This is a genomic window from Microbacterium sp. (genome assembly GCF_044508325.1).
Classification (GTDB): Bacteria; Actinomycetota; Actinomycetes; order Actinomycetales; family Microbacteriaceae; genus Microbacterium.
Window position 1 is genome coordinate 19,766 of sequence record NZ_JBIQHX010000010.1, and the last position, 16,837, is coordinate 36,602.

A 16,837-nucleotide genomic window follows, 5' to 3' on the forward strand; every position below is an offset into this window, starting at 1 on the left:
CCATCCTGCCAGTGCATCGCGCCGAGAACCAGGCCCTCTGCGGGCGAGGGCCCGGGGCGCTCAGCCGCGCAGGTCGGGCAGCACTCCGGCTCCGGAGCGCTGTTCGAACACGATCTGCGTCTCGGTCGAGCGCACCGCCGGGTGCACGGTGATGTGCTCGAGCACGATGTCGCGCAGGGCGCCGGCGTCGGCCACGGCGACGTGCACGAGGAAGTCGTCGCCGCCCGAGACGTGGAACACCTGCAGCACGCCCGGAGTCGTCTCGAGCGCGTCGAAGACCGTGTCGACTCCCTGCTGGGTGTGGCCGCCCATGCGCACCCGGATCACGGCCTGCAGGGGCCTGCCCAGCGCGGCGAGGTCGAGCAGCGGCGGCCCGGGTGACACGACGCCGCGCTGCCGCAGCGCGCGCAGGCGGTAGGCGCAGGTGGACTCGGCGGCGCCCACGCGCCGGGCGAGCGCCTTCGTCGTGAGGTCGGGGTGGTCGACGATCGCGGCGAGGATCGCCCGGTCGAGGGCGTCGAGGGGCGCGGACGCCCGCGCGGTCGGTTGCGGATTCGACAAGGGATGCCTCCTCCCGGCACGGAATGCTGCTGAACATGTTACGCAACAGGCTCTCGCCTGTGCTCAGCGCAGCTCCTCTCGCTATTCCTTGCGTGATCCGGCAACCTGGCCGTATGTCCGACCGTCCTCTGCGCCCCGACACGATTGCGGTCCACAGCGGCCGCGAAGACCTCACCGCGCTGGGGGTGCACGCGCCGCCGCTCGACCTGTCGTCGACCTATCCGCTCCCCGACATCGAGCACGGCGGGGACGCCTACGAGTCGCTGGCGACGGGCGGCCACCCGCTGGCCGAGGGCGGCATGGTGTACGCGCGGCTGTGGAATCCGACGGTCGCACGGTTCGAGCGCGCGCTCGCCGAGCTCGAGCACGCCGCGACGGCGGTGGCGTTCTCGTCCGGCATGGCGGCGACGACGGCTGCCGTCCTCTCGCACTGCGCCGGTGCGCAGGGCACGCCCGGAAAGCGCCACATCATCGCGGTGCGACCGCTGTACGGCGGCACCGACCATCTGCTCGACTCCGGGCTGCTCGGCGTCGAGACCACCTTCTGCGACGAGGACGAGGTGGCCGGTCACATCCGGCCCGACACCGCTCTCGTGATGATCGAGACCCCCGCGAACCCGACTCTGCAGCTCGTCGACATCGCCGCGGTGGTGGCGCAGGCCGGCGATGTCCCCGTGCTCGTGGACAACACATTCGCGACCCCGGTCCTGCAGAACCCGCTCGATCTCGGCGCGCGCATGTCGCTGCACAGCGCGACGAAGTACCTCGGCGGGCACGGCGACGTCCTCGCCGGCGTCATCGCGTGCGACGAGGAGACCGCCACCAGGCTGCGCCAGGTGCGGGCGATCACCGGCGGCATCCTGCACCCGCTCGCCGCGTACCTGCTGCACCGCGGCCTTGCCACCCTGCCCACTCGCATGCGCGCCCAGCAGGCGAACGCGCAGCGCATCGCGCGCTGGCTGTCGGATCACCCCGCCGTGCGCGAGGTCCACTACCCGGGGCTCGACGGCGACCCGCGCGGCATCCTCGGCCGGCAGCAGCAGGGCCCCGGAGCGATGATCGCCGTGTCGCTGGTCGGCGGCTTCGCGGCCGCGAGCGCCGTGACCTCGGCCGTCGAGATCTTCACCCACGCGGTGTCGCTCGGCGGCGTCGACTCGCTCATCCAGCACCCCGCGGCTCTGACCCATCGTCCGGTGCCGCCGGAGGCGCGTCCTTCGGCCGATGTGCTGCGACTGTCGATCGGGCTGGAGGACGCCGACGACCTCATCGCCGACCTCGACCGGGCGCTGGGCGCCGCCGCCCGCGTGACCGGGGCGCTCTCCGAGGACGCCGTTCACGCCTGAGTCCCCCGGGCGCGTAGGCTGTCGTCCACCCGCGAAGGAGCGCACATGGCCGGACGATTCGACCTCGAGACCACGACCCTGCAGGATCTCCTCGACGACCCAGAGTCCCGGGCCATCCTCGACGAGGTCGTCCCCGAGCTGCCCGAGCACCCGATGCTCGAGTTCGTGAAGGGGATGCCCGTGAACCAGCTGCTGCAGCTGGCCGGAGCCCAGATCCCGGCCGACAAGGTCGCCACCCTGCGCGAGCGCATCGAAGCGCTCTGACCCACGCCCCCTGCGCGGCCGTCAGCGTCGCCGCCGGCGGCGGCCAGTGGTGCGCGCCGCCTCCTCGGCCTCCCGCTGCGCGCGCTCGGCGGCCCGCCGTTCCTCGCGCCGCTGCCGCCAGGCCGCGACCTCCGCGTCCACGTCGCGCGTCGGCGTGACCACCGGGGGGCCGCCCAGCAGCTGCCGGCGCGCCTCGATCACGCGGCGGTTGAAGTCCTCCAGCTCCTCGCGCACGTCCTCCTCGCGGGCCATCGCGTCGAGCCGGTCGTCGAGCTCGGCGTCCTCGACGCGCAGCATGATCGCGGGCGGGCCCAGTCCGCGCAGCTGCTCGGTCTCGATCTTGCGGCGGATCCACCAGTCCGGGTCGTGGGTGCCGCCGAGGTCCGGCAGGGGCTTTCCGGCACCGGGCAGGTCGTCGAAGTCGCCGCGGCGGATCGCCTGCTGGATCGCCGTCTCGACGTACGCCGCACGGTCGAGCGCCGTCGGGTTCCGAGGGGCGGATGCCTGCGGCAGCCGCTCGGGTGCGACCTCCTCGGAGTCGTCCCCGCGCTCGCGTGCCTCTTTCTCGAGGCGATAGCGCGCAGCGGCCTCGCGCGGGTCTTCCTGGGGCGGGCGCCGGCTCATCCCGCCTCTTCCGCAGCCGCCGCCGCGACGTCGGCCTGACGCCGGGCCTGCGCGGCACGCCGGGCCGCGGCATCCCGCGTCCGGTCGGCCTCGATGACGGCGGCGTCGGCCCGCTCGGCATCCTCCTCGATCCGGCTGAGCTCGGCACGGAGACCGTCGATGCGCTCCCGCAGACGATCGGCGTGGTCGCGCGCCCGCTCCAGCGCCGCCTCGGCGGCGCGCAGTTCGCGGTCGGCGGCGCCGGCGTTCTGCGCGGCTTCGCGCGCGGCGCGCTCGGCGGCCTTGCGGGCGCGCCGCTGCGCCAGGTCGTCGCGTGGCGGCTCCGGGGCGGTCTCGGGCAGGTCGCCCGCGACGGCGCCGTCCAGGTCGGCGCCGTCGAAGCCGGCGATGTCGAGCGGGCGCACCAGCCGGCCGGTCAGCACGGCGGCCGCCGCCGCGGCATCCCGCATCGCCGCGTTGAGCGTCTTGTCCACGTCGGTGAGGGCCGCCGGACTGACCGCGACCCCGCGTTCATCGGCGAGCGATGCGGCGCGCCGGGCCAGACCGGCCACGAGCGCACGACGCTGCTTGGTCAGCTCGGAGAGGGTCTGGGCATCCAGCTCCTCCTGCGCTTCGCGCAGCGCCGCGCCCAGTTCGAGCGCCTGTTCGAGGTCGGTCCGCGCTTCGCGCGCGAGCAGGTCGACGACCCACGCGGCAAGCGACGGCTTGCGCAGGGATCGGATGCCGTCGCCCAGCGCGGCTGCCGCGACGGACTTGGCGCGGGCGTTCCGCTCGCGCGTGAACGCGTCCAGCGGCAGGGCGTACAGCTCGGCCGCGACTTCCTCCAGCGTGGGATCTGCCATCGCCTCCATTGTGCAACGACCCCCTGCCGAACAGGTCCGCGCAGGGCTAGCGTCGAGGCAGACGACGCGACACCCAGGAGGAATCATGCGCGCAGTGGTCTTCGAGCAGTTGCGGACGCCGCCCGTCCTCATCGACCGCGACCGGCCGAGACCAGGTCCGGGGGAGGTGCTCCTGAAGGTCGCCGGAGCGGGTGCCTGCCACTCCGACGTGGCCGTCTACCACGACTTCGACGAGGCCAGCGCGCCGCCGCAGCTGAAGCCCAGCTACGTCCTCGGCCACGAGAACTCCGGCTGGGTCGAAGAGCTCGGTGAGGGCGTGACGGGGCTCGCCAAGGGCGACGCCTATCTGGTCTACGGGCCGATCGGGTGCGGGCGCTGCCCCGCGTGCTCGCGCGGCCAGGACACCTACTGCTACAACGTGGCCGACATGCCTTACCTGGCCGCCGGCCTCGGGCGCGACGGCGGCATGGCCGAATACATGACGGTGCCGGCCCGCAACCTGGTGCCGCTCGGCGACGCCGACCCGTTCGCCGCAGCGCCCCTCTCGGACGCCGGGCTGACCCCGTATCACGCCATCAAGCTGTCGCTGCCGAAGCTGGCCGGCGGGGGCAAGAGCGCGCTGGTGATCGGCCTGGGCGGGCTCGGGCTGGTGGCGGTGCAGATCCTCGGCGCGCTCACCGGCGCGACGGTGATCGCCACCGACATGAAGGCCGAGGCGATGGCCCGCGCCGAGGAGTTCGGGGCGGTGACGGTGCCCGGCGGCGACGGTCAGGCCGAGCGCATCCGCGAGCTGACCGGCGGCCAGGGGGTGACCGCGGTGTTCGACTTCGTCGGAGTGGCGCCGACGATCGCGCTCGCGATGGGCGTCGTCGCGCGCCAGGGCCGGGTCACGATCGTCGGCATCGCGGGCGGCGTCTACGAGTGGAGCTTCTTCGCGGCGCCGTACGAGGTCGACCTCACGAGCACCTACTGGGGAACCATCGAGGAGCTGCACGAGGTGGCGGCGCTGTACCGTGCGGGCAAGATCGCGCCGGATGTCGAGTATTTCGCGATGGACGACGCGCTCGAGGCTTATCGACGGCTCGAGGCCGGAGAGATCTCAGGGCGCGCTGTCGTGACTCCGCACGGGCGCTGACGCCAGGAACGCGAGCGGATCGCGCAGCAGGTCGGCGAAGGCCGCCTCGGCCGCGCCGACGAGCAGGCGGTCCTCGGCGAGCACGGCGGTGCGGATGGTGAGGTCCTCGCCGTTGGCGGGCATCGCCTGGGCGCGGACGGCATCCTCCAGACCAGGGATGTCGCGCTCGGCGATCGTCGCGAGGAAGCCGCCCAGCACCACCACCGCGGGGTTCAGCACGTTGACGGCGTTGGCGAGGGCGGTCGTGAGGATGCGGCGCTGCCGCTCGACCTCCGCGGCGACCACCGGGCGCGTGCTCTCGGCGAGCACCGCCGCGAGGGTCGGCTCATCGGCCGAGGCGAGCCCCACCGCGTCCAGCAGCCGGGCGCGGCTGACCTCGTCCTCGAGCACAGCGCGGTCGGTGCGACCGTCTGCGCCCGCGGCGACGCGGTTCTGCCCGAACTCCCCGGCGTAGCCGGCGGCGCCGGCCACCGGCATCCCGTGCACGATCAGCCCGCCCCCGATGCCGCTGGCGCCCCCGTTGAGGTAGACGACATGGTCGACGTCGCGCGCCGCCCCGAACAGGTGCTCGGCGAGGACGCCCAGCGTCGCGTCGTTGTCGACGGCCACCGGCAGACCGGTCGCCCAGGCGATGTCGTCGCGCAGCGGCACGTCGACCCAGCCGAGGTGCGGAGTGTTGCGCACGAGACCGTCCGACGCGCGCACGAGGCCGGGCACGGCGACGCCGATCGCGACGACGCGGGCATCGGCGAGGACCCCGGCGCGCCACGCGGTGAGGCGATCGGCGATGATGCGGACGGTCTCGTCCGGGCGGACGAGGTGATCCATGTCGACGCGTTCGCGCACGGGGATGGAGCGGTCGAGTCCGACCGCGGCGATCGTGACGGCATCCACTTCGGGGTTGACCGCGATGGCCACCACGTCCCCGCGGGCGGCGACGATCGGCGACGGCCTGCCCACGCGCTTCACGGCGGCGGGCGCGCGCTCCTCGATGAGCCCGAGACCGCCCAGCTCACCCACGAGATCGGCGATGGTCGAGCGGTTCAGCCCCGTCGTCTCGGTGAGGGCGGCGCGGGAGACCGGTCCGTCCACGTGCGCCAGGCGCAGCACGCGCGCGAGGTTGCGCTGCCGCACGCCTTCGACCTGTCCGTTCGCGTCGCTCACCCGCATCACGATACCGAGCAGATCGTGATGTGTCGGTTATTTGTTGCTATTGACCACGAATCCGGTCCGTCCTAGTCTGAGGCTGTCCAGATCACTTTCGATTCCGGTGTCGAAACTTTCGTACCGACCAGAGGAACAGAGGTTCAAAGATGAACAGACGCAGCATCGCGCGCGTCACCGCCGGCGTGGCCGCCGCGGGGATCGCGATCGGAGCCCTCGCCGCCTGCTCCGGCGGTGGGGGCGGCGACGCCACGGCCACGTCGGGCGAGGAAGTCTCGATCACGTGGTGGCACAACGGCACCGGTGAGCCGCTCAAGTCCTTCTGGGAGGAGGTGGCCGCGGAGTTCGAGGACGCCAACCCGGGCGTGCAGGTCACCGTCGAGGCCTTCCAGAACGAGGATCTGCAGCGCACCCTGATCCCCAACGCCCTGCAGTCCGGAGGCGACGCCGCGCCGGATCTGTTCATGGTGTGGGCCGAGGGCGAGATCAAGGCTCAGGTCGAGGCCGGCTACCTCCGAGACCTCAGCGGCCTCACCGAGGTCGTCGAGAGCGTGGGTGGCGCGGGCACCGGATGGAACGTGGACGGCAAGCAGTACGGCATCCCGTTCCGGTTCGGCATCGAGGGCATCTGGTACAACCAGGACATCTTCGATGAGGCCGGCATCAGCGAGAACCCGGCGACGTTCACCGAGTTCGATGCGGACATCGACAAGATCGCCGCCACCGGCGTCGCGCCCATCGGCGTCGGTGCGGCGGACGGCTGGCCCGCCGCGCACTGGTGGTACCAGTTCGCCATCAAGACATGCTCGGCCGAGTCGCTGCAGCAGGCCGCCGACACGCTGACCTTCGACGACCCGTGCTTCGTCGAGGCGGGCGAGAACCTCAAGGCGTGGATGGACGGCTTCCCGGGCGACCTGCCGTTCCAGGCGAACCCGACCAGCACCCCGGCGCAGAGCGTGCCGAACAGCTCGGCCGGACTGCTCGCCTCGGGCGCGACCAGCATGGAGCTCATGGGCACGTGGCACCGCGGCGAGGTCGCCAAGCTCGTCCCGGGTGCTCCGGCCGACAACCCGCCGTCGCCGGAGTGGCTGCGGTGGATGCCGGTGCCCGACATCGAGGGCGCTGACGGTGCTCCGGGGGCTGCGCTGGGCTCGGGCGACGCCTGGGGCGTCTACAAGGACGCTCCCGACCAGACCCTCGACCTGCTCAGCTACATCATGAGCGTCGACGTGCAGACGCGCTTCGCCGAGACCGGGGAGATCCCGACGGTCGCCGGCGCCGAGGCGGGCATCAGCGATCCGGTGCTCATGCAGATCGCCGAGGGCACGCAGAACGCGACGCTGGTGGTCACGTGGCTGGACACCCAGTACGGCCCGGTCATCGGCAAGGCGATGAACGACGCCATCGTGAACCTCATGTTCGGCGACGGCACGCCGCAGCAGGTGCCCGACGCGATGAACGCCGCGGCGGCCACACTGTAATCCATGACCGCACTCGACGACGCCGGGCCCGCGCTTGCCGCGGGCCCGGCCCCCGTGGGCGACCGCCGCCCGTCCACCCGCGTGCGGCTGCGCGCATGGGGCGAGATCACCCTGTTCGCCGGGCCTGCGGTCCTCGTGTATCTGCTGTTCGTCCTGCTGCCGGTGGCGCTGGCGGCCTACTACAGCTTCTTCAACTGGAACGGCCTGGGCCCGCTCGAGCGCTTCATCGGCATCGACAACTACACCCGGCTGCTGGCCGACCCCGTGTTCCACCGCTCGGTGGCGAACAACTTCTTCATCGTCGTCATGTCCCTGCTCATCCAGGGGCCGCTGGCGATCCTGGTCGCGCTGCTCATGAATCGCCGCCTGCGCTTCCGCGGCCTGCTGCGCGCGCTCATCTTCGTCCCCTACGTGCTCAGCGAGGTGACGGCCGGAATCGCGTGGCAGATCATGCTGCAGTCGGTGCCACCGGCGCGATACGGCCCCGTCGACACGTGGCTGCGGATGCTCGGGGTGGAGAACCCTCCGGCGTGGCTCGCCGACCCGAACGTCGTCATGTGGACGATCTTCGGCATCCTCACCTGGAAGTACCTGGGGCTGGCGATCATCCTCATGCTCGCCGGGCTCGCCGGCGTGCCCGAGGAGCTCTACGAGGCCGCCGCGCTCGACGGCGCCGGGTGGTGGAAGACGCAGTGGTACGTCACCGTGCCGCTGCTGGGTCCCACGATCCGCATCTGGGCATTCCTGTCGATCATCGGCTCGCTCCAGCTCTTCGACATGGTGTGGATCGTCACCGGCGGCGGACCCCTGCACGCGTCGTCGACCATGGCCGTGTACATGGTCGAGTACGGCCTCAACGTCACGCAGATCGGCTACGGCAGCGCCGTCGCCGTCGTGCTGTTCCTCATCTCGCTCGTCATCGCCCTGTTCTATCAGCGCTTCGCGCTGCGCCGAGACCTGCAGGGCGCGGTCACCACGGGGGTGCGCTGAGATGACCTCCGTCGCCACCCGACCCGGTCGCCGCGGCTTCGACTGGAGCCAGCCTGTCGTCTACCTCGTCGCGCTCGTGATCGCCGCCCTCGCGGTGGGCCCGGTGCTCTACGTGACCGTCGCGGGCTTCCGCACCAACCCCGACTTCTTCGCCGATCCGGCGGGCCTGCCGAACCCGTGGGTCCTCGACAACTACGCGAGCATCCTCGGCGACGCGCAGTTCTGGCGCCAGGTGCTCGCGAGCACCGTGACCGCGCTGGGCACGACCGCCGGCGTGATGCTGCTCGGGGTGATGGCCGCCTTCGTGATCGCGCGCTACGAGTTCACCGGGCGCCGGTTCCTCTACGCGCTGTTCACGACCGGGCTGCTGTTCCCGCTGACGATCTCGATCCTGCCGCTGACGGTCCTGCTGCGGCAGCTGAATCTGTTCGGCTCGTGGTGGGGGCTCATCATCCCCCAGGTGGCCTTCGCGCTGCCGGTGACGATCATCATCCTCGTCCCCTTCCTGCGGGCCATCCCCGGCGAGCTGGAAGACGCCGCGGTCGTGGACGGAGCCAGCCGGATCGGATTCTTCTGGCGCATCATGCTGCCGCTGTCGATGCCCGGTCTGATGACGGTCGGGGTGCTCGCCTTCGTGGGCAGCTGGAACGCCTACCTCCTGCCGCTCTTCGTCCTGCAGGCCGGGGGCGCGGGGCCCGACAACTACACGCTGCCGCTGGGCGTGCAGTTCTTCTCGACCGCGTACGGGCAGGACACCACGGGAGTGCTCGCGTACACGTCGCTGGCGATGCTTCCGGCGATCCTGTTCTTCACGCTCGCCGAGAAGCGCATCGTCGGCGGACTGCAGGGAGCGGTGAAGGGATGACGCACAGCGCACGCGTCGACGAGCTCGTCGACGCCATGACCCTCGAGGAGAAGATCGCCCAGCTCTACGGGGTGTGGGTGGGCGGCTCCGACGACGGCGGGGACGTCGCCCCCCACCAGCACGACTTCGGCGGTGAGATCGCGATCGAGCTGGACGAGCTCCTGCCGACAGGTCTCGGGCAGCTGACCCGCCCGTTCGGCACCCGCCCCATCGACGCGGCGATGGGTGCGGTGTCGCTGGCCCGCACCCAGGAGCGCATCCGCGCCGCGTCACGCCACGGCATTCCCGCCCTCGCCCACGAGGAGTGCCTCGCCGGCTTCGCCGCCTGGGGGGCTACGGCCTATCCGGTTCCGCTGTCGTGGGGGGCGACCTTCGACCCCGGCCTGATCGCCGAGATGGCGGCACGGATCGGCGCGGACATGCGGTCGGTCGGCATCCATCAAGGGCTGGCCCCGGTGCTCGACGTCGTGCGCGACGCCCGCTGGGGCCGTGTCGAAGAGACGATCGGCGAGGATCCGCACCTGGTGGGCACGATCGGAACGGCATACGTGCAGGGCCTCGAGTCCGCCGGCATCATCGCGACCCTCAAGCACTTCGCCGGATACTCCGCCTCGCGCGGCGGCCGGAATCTCGCCCCGGTGTCGATCGGTCCGCGCGAACTCGCCGACGTCATCCTGCCCCCCTTCGAGCTCGCGGTGCGCGAGGGCCGGCCGCGCAGCGTGATGAACTCGTACACCGATCTCGACGGGGTGCCCACGGCCGCAGACCGCGCCCTGCTGACCGAGCTGCTGCGCGAGACGTGGGGGTTCGACGGGACGGTCGTGGCCGACTACTTCTCGGTCGCCTTCCTCAAGCTCCTGCACGGGGTCGCCGATTCGTGGGCGGATGCCGCCGGCCAGGCGCTCGCGGCCGGGATCGACGTCGAGCTGCCCACCGTGCACACCTTCGGCGAGCCGCTGCGCCGCGCGGTCGCCGACGGCGTCATCGACATCGCGCTGATCGACACGGCGCTGCGTCGAGTGCTGGCGCAGAAGGAGGAGCTCGGCCTGCTCGACCCGTCGTGGTCGCCGGTGCCCCCGGCGCTCGCCGACGCCGACCCGTCGCAGCCCGAAGCGCTGCGCGGGCTGATCGACCTCGACCCCGACCGCAACCGCGCGCTGGCCCGTCGCGTCGCCGAAGAGGCGATCGTGCTCGTCCGCAACGACGGCACGCTGCCGATCACCGCACCGGGGTCGATCGCGGTTATCGGTCCGAATGCGGACGATCCGTACGCCATGCTCGGCTGCTATTCGTTCCCCACCCACGTGGTGAGCCGGCACCCGGGCGTCGAGCTCGGCATCCGCATCCCCACGCTGCTCGAGGCGCTGCGCGCCGAGTTCCCGACCTCCCGGGTGACGCACGTGCACGGCACGAGCGTCGACGGCGGCGAGGTCGACGGCATACCCGAGGCCGTCGACCTCGCCGCTGCGTCCGACCTGGTGGTGCTCGCGCTCGGCGATCGTGCGGGGCTGTTCGGTCGCGGCACCAGCGGCGAGGGCTGTGACGCCGAGTCGCTCGACCTGCCGGGTGCCCAGCAGCAGCTGGTCGACGCGGTGCTGGATGCCGGCACGCCGGCCGTGCTGGTGCTGCTGACGGGCCGACCCTACGCGCTGGGGCGCGCGACGACCGAGTCCGCCGGCATCGTGCAGGCGTTCTTCGCCGGAGAAGAGGGCGGACCGGCGATGGCGGGCGTGCTCAGCGGACGGGTGAACCCCAGCGGGAGGCTGCCGGTGAGCATCCCCGCGACCTCGGGCAGCCAGCCGACGACGTACCTGTCGTCGGCGCTGGGACAGCGCACCGAGGTGTCGAACATCGACCCGACCGCTGCATTCCCGTTCGGGCATGGACTGTCCTACACCGACTTCTCCTGGTCGCAGCTCGTGACGGACGCCGCCGAGGTCGCGACGTCCGGTGCGGTCTCGGCCTCGCTGCGGGTGCGCAACGCCGGCGACCGTGCCGGCGTCGACGTCGTGCAGCTGTATCTGCACGATCCCGTCGCGCAGGTTCCGCGCCCCGTGCGGCAGCTCGTCGGGTATCGACGGGTGGCGCTGGCGGCCGGTGAGGAGGCGACGGTGCGCTTCGAGGTCCCCGCGGACCTCTTCTCCTACACGGGCCGCGACCTGCGGCGCATCGTGGAGCCGGGCGAGATCGTGCTCAGCGCCGGACGATCCAGCGGCGACGTCGCCTCGTCCGTGTCCGTGCGTGTCACGGGCCCGATGCGCACCGTCGACCACACGCGCGCGCTCGTGCCGAGCGTCACCGTCGTGCGCGGTCGCTGAGCGGCGCGGTGCTGCCCCGCACCACCAGGTGGGTGGCGAGGTCCATGCGCAGGGTGTCGGGCTGGGCGCCCTCGGCCATGCGCAGCGCCAGGCGTGCCGCCTCCTCGCCCATGCGCCGCAGCGGCTGGTGGACGGTGGTCAGCTGGGGGCTCATCCAGCGTGCCAGGGCGATGTCGTCGTAGCCGACGATCGACAGGTCGCCCGGCACCGACAGACCGGCCTCCTGCGCAGCCGCGATCGCACCGAGCGCCTGCAGGTCGCTGCCCGCGAAGATCGCCGTGGGCGGCTCGGGCAGGGCCAGCAGCTCACGCGCGCGCGTCTGCCCGCCGGAGGTGTGGAAGTCGCCGAACGTGATCCACTCCGGCGCGATCGGCAGACCGGCGGCGTTCATCGCCGACCGGTAGCCGTCGATGCGGGCCAGCGAGCACATCATGTCCTCGGGGCCGGTGATCGCGGCGATCCGCCGGTGCCCGAGTTCGATGAGATGGCGGGTCGCCATGACGCCGCCCGACCAGTTCGCCGAGCCCACGGAGGGCACATCGGGCGACGGGTCGCCGGCGGGGTCGACGATGACGAACGGGATGCCGCGGGAGCGCAGCTTGTCCCGGTTCGGCGTCGCCACATCGGAGAAGACCATGACGACGCCGACGGGCCGGCGGCGCAGCACGCCGTCCACCCAGTCCGCGGCCGGGGAGTGCCGGCTTCCGCTCACGGTCAGAACGAGCGACAGCCCGGCGGCCTTCGCGACGTCCTCGACGCCCTCGATGACCTCCATGGACCAGCTGCTCTCCAGCTCGTGGAAGACCAGCTCGAGGAAGTCGCCGCGGCGTTCGCGGCCGCGTCGGGTGTAGCCGTGGCGGAGGAGGTGCTCTTCGACTCGTGCCCGGGTCGCGGGCGCCACATCCGCCCGGCCGTTGAGCACCTTCGAGATCGTGGCCAGCGAGACGCCCGCCTCGGCGGAGATCTGCGCGAGGGTGACGCGGCCGTTGCCTGGCATGTTTCGATCCTAGGGTCCGAAAGTATCGCGAAGGTGCTGGACGTGGCGGGGCGAGAAGCGATAGGTTGTGCTCAGCAACATTTTAGCAGGCTCGCCGTCGCAGTTGAGGAGCGCCATGTCCGCACCCACCCCCACCCCCGCCGACAAGTTCACCTTCGGACTGTGGACCGTCGGCTACAACGGAACCGACCCGTTCGGCGGCCCCACCCGGCCCCCGCTCGACGTCGTCCACGTGGTCGAGAAGCTGGCCGAGCTGGGCGCCTACGGCCTGACCTTCCACGACGACGACCTGTTCCCCTTCGGCTCGGACGACGCCGAGCGGCAGCGGCAGATCGACCGGCTCAAGGGCGCCCTGGACGCCACGGGGCTGCAGGTGCCGATGGTCACCACCAACCTCTTCTCGCCCCCGGTGTTCAAGGACGGCGGCTTCACCTCCAACGACCGCGCGGTGCGGCGCTTCGCTCTGCGCAAGGTGCTGCGCCAGATCGACCTGGGCGCCGAACTGGGCGCGCAGACGATCGTGATGTGGGGCGGCCGCGAAGGAGCCGAGTACGACGCGGCCAAGGACGTGCGTGCGGCCCTCGAGCGCTACCGCGAGGCGGTGAACCTGCTGTCGCAGTACGTGCTCGACAAGGGGTACGACCTGCGCTTCGCGATCGAGCCGAAGCCGAACGAGCCGCGCGGCGACATCCTCCTTCCCACGGTCGGCCACGCGCTCGCGTTCATCGGCAGCCTCGAGCACCCCGAGATGGTGGGCCTGAATCCCGAGGTCGGGCACGAGCAGATGGCGGGCCTCAACTTCGCCGCGGGCATCGCGCAGGCGCTGTATCACGGCAAGCTCTTCCACATCGACCTGAACGGCCAACGCGGCATCAAGTACGACCAGGACCTCGTCTTCGGCCACGGCGACCTCCACAACGCCTTCGCCCTCGTCGACCTCCTCGAGAACGGCGCAGGCGGAGCGCCCGCGTACGACGGTCCGCGGCACTTCGACTACAAGCCCAGCCGCACCGAGGACGAGACCGGCGTCTGGGAGTCGGCGGCGGCGAACATGCGCACCTACCTCCTGCTGAAGGAGCGCGCGCGGGCGTTCCGCGCCGACCCGGAGGTGCAGGCGGCCCTGGAGGCATCCAGAGTCGGTGAGCTCTCGGTCCCCACGCTCGCCGAGGGCGAGACGTACGCCGACCTGCTGGCCGACCGCTCCGCGTTCGAGGAGTTCGACCCCACCGCGTACTTCGGCGGGCAGGGCTTCGGGTTCGTGCGGCTGCAGCAGCTGGCCACCGAGCACCTCTTGGGCGCGCGGGGCTGACGGACGACCTCTGGCTGCCGCCCCACCCGGGCCGAAAGTCGGGTCGGCGATGCCGACACCCCGATGATGGATGTCCCGACCCGGCGTGTCACGTGACCGACCCGACTTTTGGCCCGGGTGGACGGGGTGGCCGACGACGAGACGGGAGTGGATCGAGATGAGCCTGGTGATGGGGGTCGACTCGTCGACCCAGTCGTGCAAGGTGGTGATCGTCGACGCCGCCACCGGTGACATCGTGCGACAGGGCCGCGCCCCGCACCCGGCGGGGACGGAAGTGGATCCGGATGCCTGGTGGCAGGCGCTGCAGCAGGCGATCGCCGCCGCGGGCGGCATGGACGACGTCGTGGCGTGGTCGATCGCCGGGCAGCAGCACGGCATGGTCGCCCTCGATGCACAGGGCCGCGTCATCCGCCCCGCGCTCCTGTGGAACGACACCCGCTCGGCGGGGGCGGCCGCAGAGCTCGTCCGCGAGTTCGGCGCCGATCGCCTCGCCGAGCGGACAGGGCTCGTGCCCGTGGCATCCTTCACGATCACCAAGCTCCGCTGGCTGCGCGACCACGAACCCGACGCCGCCACCCGGGTGGCTGCCGTCGCCCTGCCGCACGACTGGCTGACCTGGCGGCTGCGCGGGTTCGGCCCCGATGCGCCCGCGCTCGACGAGCTGATCACGGACAGATCGGATGCCTCGGGCACCGGCTACTGGAATCCGATCACCGGCGACTACGACCGGGAGCTGCTGGCCGCGGCACTGGGGCACGATGTCGTGCTGCCGCGTGTGCTCGGCGCCGACGAGTGGGTGGGCGAGGCGCCGCGGGTGGCCCCCGGCGCCGGCGACAACGCCGGCGCGGCCATGGGCCTGGGAGCGGGCCCCGGCGATGTCGTCGTCTCGATCGGCACGAGCGGGACGGTCTTCGCCGTGAGCGAGCGCCGCACGATCGACCCCACCGGCACCGTCGCGGGATTCGCGGATGCGACCGGGCGGTTCCTGCCCCTGGTGGCCACCCTCAACGCAGCCCGCGTGCTCGATGCGATCGCCGGGCTCCTCGAGGTCGACCACGCCGGGCTCAGCGCACTCGCACTCGCCGCCGAGCCGGGTGCCGGCGGTCTCACGCTCGTGCCGTACTTCGAGGGGGAGCGGACACCGAACCTGCCGGACGCCACCGCGTCGCTGTCCGGGATGACCCTCGCGAACACGACGCGCGAGAACGTCGCCCGGGCCGCGGTCGAGGGGATGCTCGGGGGCCTGGCTGCGGGTCTGGAGGCGCTGCGCGGCCTGGGCGTGCCCCTGGAGCGCGCGCTGCTGGTCGGCGGCGGCGCGCAGTCGCCCGCGGTGCGCGAGATCGCGCCGCGCGTGCTCGGCCTCGACGTCGAGGTCCCAGAGCCGGCGGAGTACGTCGCCCTCGGCGCAGCGCGCCAGGCTGCCCGGATCGCCGGCGCCTGACCCGGCCGCGCGTCCCACGCCGCCCGCGCACGACAGAGGGCCCTCGAGTACTCTCCAGGGCCCTCCGTGTCTGAGCGCGCGTCACTCGTCGCGCATCGCCTCGTTCGCGTCGTTCTTCGCGTATGTCGCGTCGCGCTCGGCTTCGGCCTTCTTGACGTTGGCGTCGGCCTTCATCTCGTCGAACTTGTCGTCGATCTTGTCGGTGGTGTCCTCCCAGGCATCCTGGATCTTCCGACCGGCGGTCTCGGCGCCATCCTTTGCGTCGTCCATGATTCCCATGAGCTGACTCCTTTCGTGAGCGGTGCGATCACGCTACGTGCTCCGAACCCGCGCGACTCAGGGGTTGAAAATGCGGCGGCGCCGCGCTAGTGCCATCGCGGGCCGCGGCGTGACGTGTCGTACCGGGAATGTGCTGGCCGCGGCGGCGGGGGCCGACAACCGGTGTGAGCGTCGCATGGCCAGTCGCATGGCCAGTGAAACGTGAGGACGGTCGCCCTGAACGCCGCGCGACTGTCGAGCGCCGTCGCCGTGGCGGCGCTTTTCACCGTGGGTCTGCTCGCGGCACCCGGAATGGGTGTCGCCCCCGCCGAACCGGCATCCGCGATCGGCGCCCTCGACGTGAGCACGCACAAGCGTCTCGACTTCCACCTGGGCGATGCGGCCCGCTTCGCTCGTCGTGTCGCCGACCGTCGCCGGGAGGTGTCGAACTTCATGCCCGGCTCGCTGCCGGTCACCGGCGGCGAGTTCGCGGAGGTGCTCGCGGCGATCGGCGCCGTGCTCGCGATGCGGGGTGCAGGACTGCTCCTGCTGAGACGGATCCGAGCCCGGCGGCGGACGCTGTAACCGGTAGCCTCGTTGCCGAGGAGGTGAGGGGTGGGTCGCACAGCGGAAGCCGTCGCCGAGGGCGTTCAGATCGCGTGGGCGGCCGCGCGGCTCGCTCTGAAGAACATCATCCTCGTCGAGACGATCGCGCAGGAGAAGGAGTTCATCCCGGGCGCCGTCGCCGCGGCCGCGCGTGAGGTGCTGCTGGGGCTCGCCCGCGAGCAGCAGGCCGCCGCCGACCTCGCCGAGCGGCAGCGCAAGCGCGCGTGGGGGCGGTTCAGTGAGCCGGACGGCACCCACGACTACCGCGACCGCGACACCCGCAATCTGCGCCGCCGGCAGAAGCAGTACGCGGGGGTCGCGAAGGCGCTGCGGGAGTACGCCGACGACGACGCCACGCTGCTGACCCTCGTCGAGGAGGCGCGCGAGGCGGCATGGGCAGACGTCGAGGGCAACCTGTCGCGGCGCCTCGCTGTCGAGGGGATGCGGGCCGACGCGGACCCCGAGTACGCGTCGATGCGGGATGCCCGGATGTCTGCCGTCGCCCTGATCGACCTGCAGCGGCTGGAGGCGCGGCAGCGCAAGCTCGGCCACCTCCCCGAGGAGCCCGCACCCGCCGACGCGTGAGACGGCGTGGCCGATGCGCACGGATGCCGTGTGGTTCGCGGGCCGGCCGCGCGT

At 72.0% G+C, this 16,837-nt stretch carries 17 protein-coding genes; 11 read left to right on the top strand and 6 right to left on the bottom strand.

Annotated features, from left to right (window positions below):
* Positions 1-60: 60 nt before the first annotated feature.
* Positions 61-561 (bottom strand): Lrp/AsnC family transcriptional regulator, encoded by a 501-nt coding sequence (locus tag ACIWQI_RS09725; protein WP_396657006.1) that lies wholly within the window; start codon positions 559-561, stop codon positions 61-63.
* Positions 562-674: 113 nt separating this feature from the next.
* On the opposite strand from ACIWQI_RS09725, the gene ACIWQI_RS09730 reads away from it, so the two are divergent.
* Entirely contained in the window at positions 675-1,904 is a 1,230-nt protein-coding gene (locus tag ACIWQI_RS09730) for a trans-sulfuration enzyme family protein (RefSeq protein WP_396657008.1), read from the top strand.
* Positions 1,905-1,949: 45 nt separating this feature from the next.
* The gene (locus tag ACIWQI_RS09735; RefSeq protein ID WP_396657009.1) at positions 1,950-2,168 is read left to right on the top strand and encodes a hypothetical protein; all 219 of its coding nucleotides are present in this window, start codon (positions 1,950-1,952) and stop codon (positions 2,166-2,168) included.
* A gap of 21 nt (positions 2,169-2,189) precedes the next feature.
* On the opposite strand, the gene ACIWQI_RS09740 is transcribed toward ACIWQI_RS09735, so the two are convergent.
* Together ACIWQI_RS09740 and ACIWQI_RS09745 are read right to left on the bottom strand one after the other, a co-directional pair.
* A complete protein-coding gene (locus tag ACIWQI_RS09740; RefSeq protein ID WP_396657011.1) occupies positions 2,190-2,792 on the bottom strand; it encodes a DUF1992 domain-containing protein in 603 nt (200 codons plus the stop codon).
* Positions 2,789-3,634: a transposase gene (locus tag ACIWQI_RS09745; RefSeq protein WP_396657013.1), complete on the bottom strand. Its 846-nt coding sequence runs from the start codon at positions 3,632-3,634 to the stop codon at positions 2,789-2,791. The genes ACIWQI_RS09740 and ACIWQI_RS09745 overlap by 4 nt, the downstream gene beginning before the upstream one ends.
* 85 nt (positions 3,635-3,719) lie before the next feature.
* On the opposite strand from ACIWQI_RS09745, the gene ACIWQI_RS09750 reads away from it, so the two are divergent.
* A complete protein-coding gene (locus ACIWQI_RS09750; protein WP_396657014.1) occupies positions 3,720-4,769 on the top strand; it encodes an NAD(P)-dependent alcohol dehydrogenase in 1,050 nt (349 codons plus the stop codon).
* On the opposite strand, the gene ACIWQI_RS09755 is transcribed toward ACIWQI_RS09750, so the two are convergent.
* On the bottom strand, positions 4,734-5,933 hold the full coding sequence (locus ACIWQI_RS09755) for an ROK family protein (protein WP_396657015.1): 1,200 nt from the start codon (positions 5,931-5,933) through the stop codon (positions 4,734-4,736). The two genes, ACIWQI_RS09750 and ACIWQI_RS09755, sit on opposite strands and share 36 nt — an antisense overlap.
* Before the next feature lie 149 nt (positions 5,934-6,082).
* On the opposite strand from ACIWQI_RS09755, the gene ACIWQI_RS09760 reads away from it, so the two are divergent.
* The 4 genes from ACIWQI_RS09760 to ACIWQI_RS09775 are packed head-to-tail and all read left to right on the top strand — an operon-like array spanning position 6,083 to position 11,587.
* Entirely contained in the window at positions 6,083-7,414 is a 1,332-nt protein-coding gene (locus ACIWQI_RS09760; RefSeq protein WP_396657016.1) for an extracellular solute-binding protein, read from the top strand.
* Positions 7,415-7,417: 3 nt separating this feature from the next.
* Entirely contained in the window at positions 7,418-8,404 is a 987-nt protein-coding gene (locus ACIWQI_RS09765; protein WP_396657018.1) for a carbohydrate ABC transporter permease, read from the top strand.
* 1 nt (position 8,405) lies between these two features.
* A complete protein-coding gene (locus ACIWQI_RS09770) occupies positions 8,406-9,269 on the top strand; it encodes a carbohydrate ABC transporter permease (protein WP_396657019.1) in 864 nt (287 codons plus the stop codon).
* Positions 9,266-11,587 carry a glycoside hydrolase family 3 N-terminal domain-containing protein gene (locus ACIWQI_RS09775; RefSeq protein ID WP_396657021.1) on the top strand — a complete coding sequence of 774 codons (2,322 nt, stop codon included), beginning with the start codon at positions 9,266-9,268 and terminating at the stop codon, positions 11,585-11,587. The genes ACIWQI_RS09770 and ACIWQI_RS09775 overlap by 4 nt, the downstream gene beginning before the upstream one ends.
* Here ACIWQI_RS09775 and ACIWQI_RS09780 read toward each other — a convergent pair.
* Entirely contained in the window at positions 11,565-12,584 is a 1,020-nt protein-coding gene (locus ACIWQI_RS09780; RefSeq protein ID WP_396657023.1) for a LacI family DNA-binding transcriptional regulator, read from the bottom strand. The two genes, ACIWQI_RS09775 and ACIWQI_RS09780, sit on opposite strands and share 23 nt — an antisense overlap.
* A gap of 115 nt (positions 12,585-12,699) precedes the next feature.
* Between ACIWQI_RS09780 and xylA the strand changes: the two genes are divergently transcribed.
* A complete protein-coding gene (xylA, locus tag ACIWQI_RS09785) occupies positions 12,700-13,893 on the top strand; it encodes a xylose isomerase (RefSeq protein WP_396657024.1) in 1,194 nt (397 codons plus the stop codon).
* Between the two features lie 157 nt (positions 13,894-14,050).
* The gene (gene xylB / locus ACIWQI_RS09790) at positions 14,051-15,334 is read left to right on the top strand and encodes a xylulokinase (protein WP_396657025.1); all 1,284 of its coding nucleotides are present in this window, start codon (positions 14,051-14,053) and stop codon (positions 15,332-15,334) included.
* Between the two features lie 81 nt (positions 15,335-15,415).
* On the opposite strand, the gene ACIWQI_RS09795 is transcribed toward xylB, so the two are convergent.
* On the bottom strand, positions 15,416-15,613 hold the full coding sequence (locus tag ACIWQI_RS09795; RefSeq protein ID WP_396657026.1) for a hypothetical protein: 198 nt from the start codon (positions 15,611-15,613) through the stop codon (positions 15,416-15,418).
* A 201-nt stretch (positions 15,614-15,814) separates the two neighbouring features.
* Between ACIWQI_RS09795 and ACIWQI_RS09800 the strand changes: the two genes are divergently transcribed.
* Positions 15,815-16,177 carry a hypothetical protein gene (locus ACIWQI_RS09800; RefSeq protein ID WP_396657027.1) on the top strand — a complete coding sequence of 121 codons (363 nt, stop codon included), beginning with the start codon at positions 15,815-15,817 and terminating at the stop codon, positions 16,175-16,177.
* Positions 16,178-16,207: 30 nt separating this feature from the next.
* On the top strand, positions 16,208-16,783 hold the full coding sequence (locus tag ACIWQI_RS09805) for an asparagine synthase (protein ID WP_396657029.1): 576 nt from the start codon (positions 16,208-16,210) through the stop codon (positions 16,781-16,783).
* Positions 16,784-16,837: the final 54 nt, after the last annotated feature.

Excerpts from the sequence above, each read along its gene's own strand:
- ACIWQI_RS09775 (WP_396657021.1), top strand. The coding sequence starts at position 9,266 with ATGACGCACAGCGCACGCGTCGACGAGCTCGTCGACGCCATGACCCTC.
- xylA (WP_396657024.1), top strand. The coding sequence starts at position 12,700 with ATGTCCGCACCCACCCCCACCCCCGCCGACAAGTTCACCTTCGGACTG.
- ACIWQI_RS09765 (WP_396657018.1), top strand. The coding sequence starts at position 7,418 with ATGACCGCACTCGACGACGCCGGGCCCGCGCTTGCCGCGGGCCCGGCC.
- ACIWQI_RS09770 (WP_396657019.1), top strand. The coding sequence starts at position 8,406 with ATGACCTCCGTCGCCACCCGACCCGGTCGCCGCGGCTTCGACTGGAGC.
- ACIWQI_RS09745 (WP_396657013.1), bottom strand. The coding sequence starts at position 3,634 with ATGGCAGATCCCACGCTGGAGGAAGTCGCGGCCGAGCTGTACGCCCTG.
- ACIWQI_RS09760 (WP_396657016.1), top strand. The coding sequence starts at position 6,083 with ATGAACAGACGCAGCATCGCGCGCGTCACCGCCGGCGTGGCCGCCGCG.
- ACIWQI_RS09750 (WP_396657014.1), top strand. The coding sequence starts at position 3,720 with ATGCGCGCAGTGGTCTTCGAGCAGTTGCGGACGCCGCCCGTCCTCATC.
- ACIWQI_RS09780 (WP_396657023.1), bottom strand. The coding sequence starts at position 12,584 with ATGCCAGGCAACGGCCGCGTCACCCTCGCGCAGATCTCCGCCGAGGCG.
- ACIWQI_RS09735 (WP_396657009.1), top strand. The coding sequence starts at position 1,950 with ATGGCCGGACGATTCGACCTCGAGACCACGACCCTGCAGGATCTCCTC.
- ACIWQI_RS09740 (WP_396657011.1), bottom strand. The coding sequence starts at position 2,792 with ATGAGCCGGCGCCCGCCCCAGGAAGACCCGCGCGAGGCCGCTGCGCGC.
- ACIWQI_RS09795 (WP_396657026.1), bottom strand. The coding sequence starts at position 15,613 with ATGGGAATCATGGACGACGCAAAGGATGGCGCCGAGACCGCCGGTCGG.
- ACIWQI_RS09730 (WP_396657008.1), top strand. The coding sequence starts at position 675 with ATGTCCGACCGTCCTCTGCGCCCCGACACGATTGCGGTCCACAGCGGC.
- xylB (WP_396657025.1), top strand. The coding sequence starts at position 14,051 with ATGAGCCTGGTGATGGGGGTCGACTCGTCGACCCAGTCGTGCAAGGTG.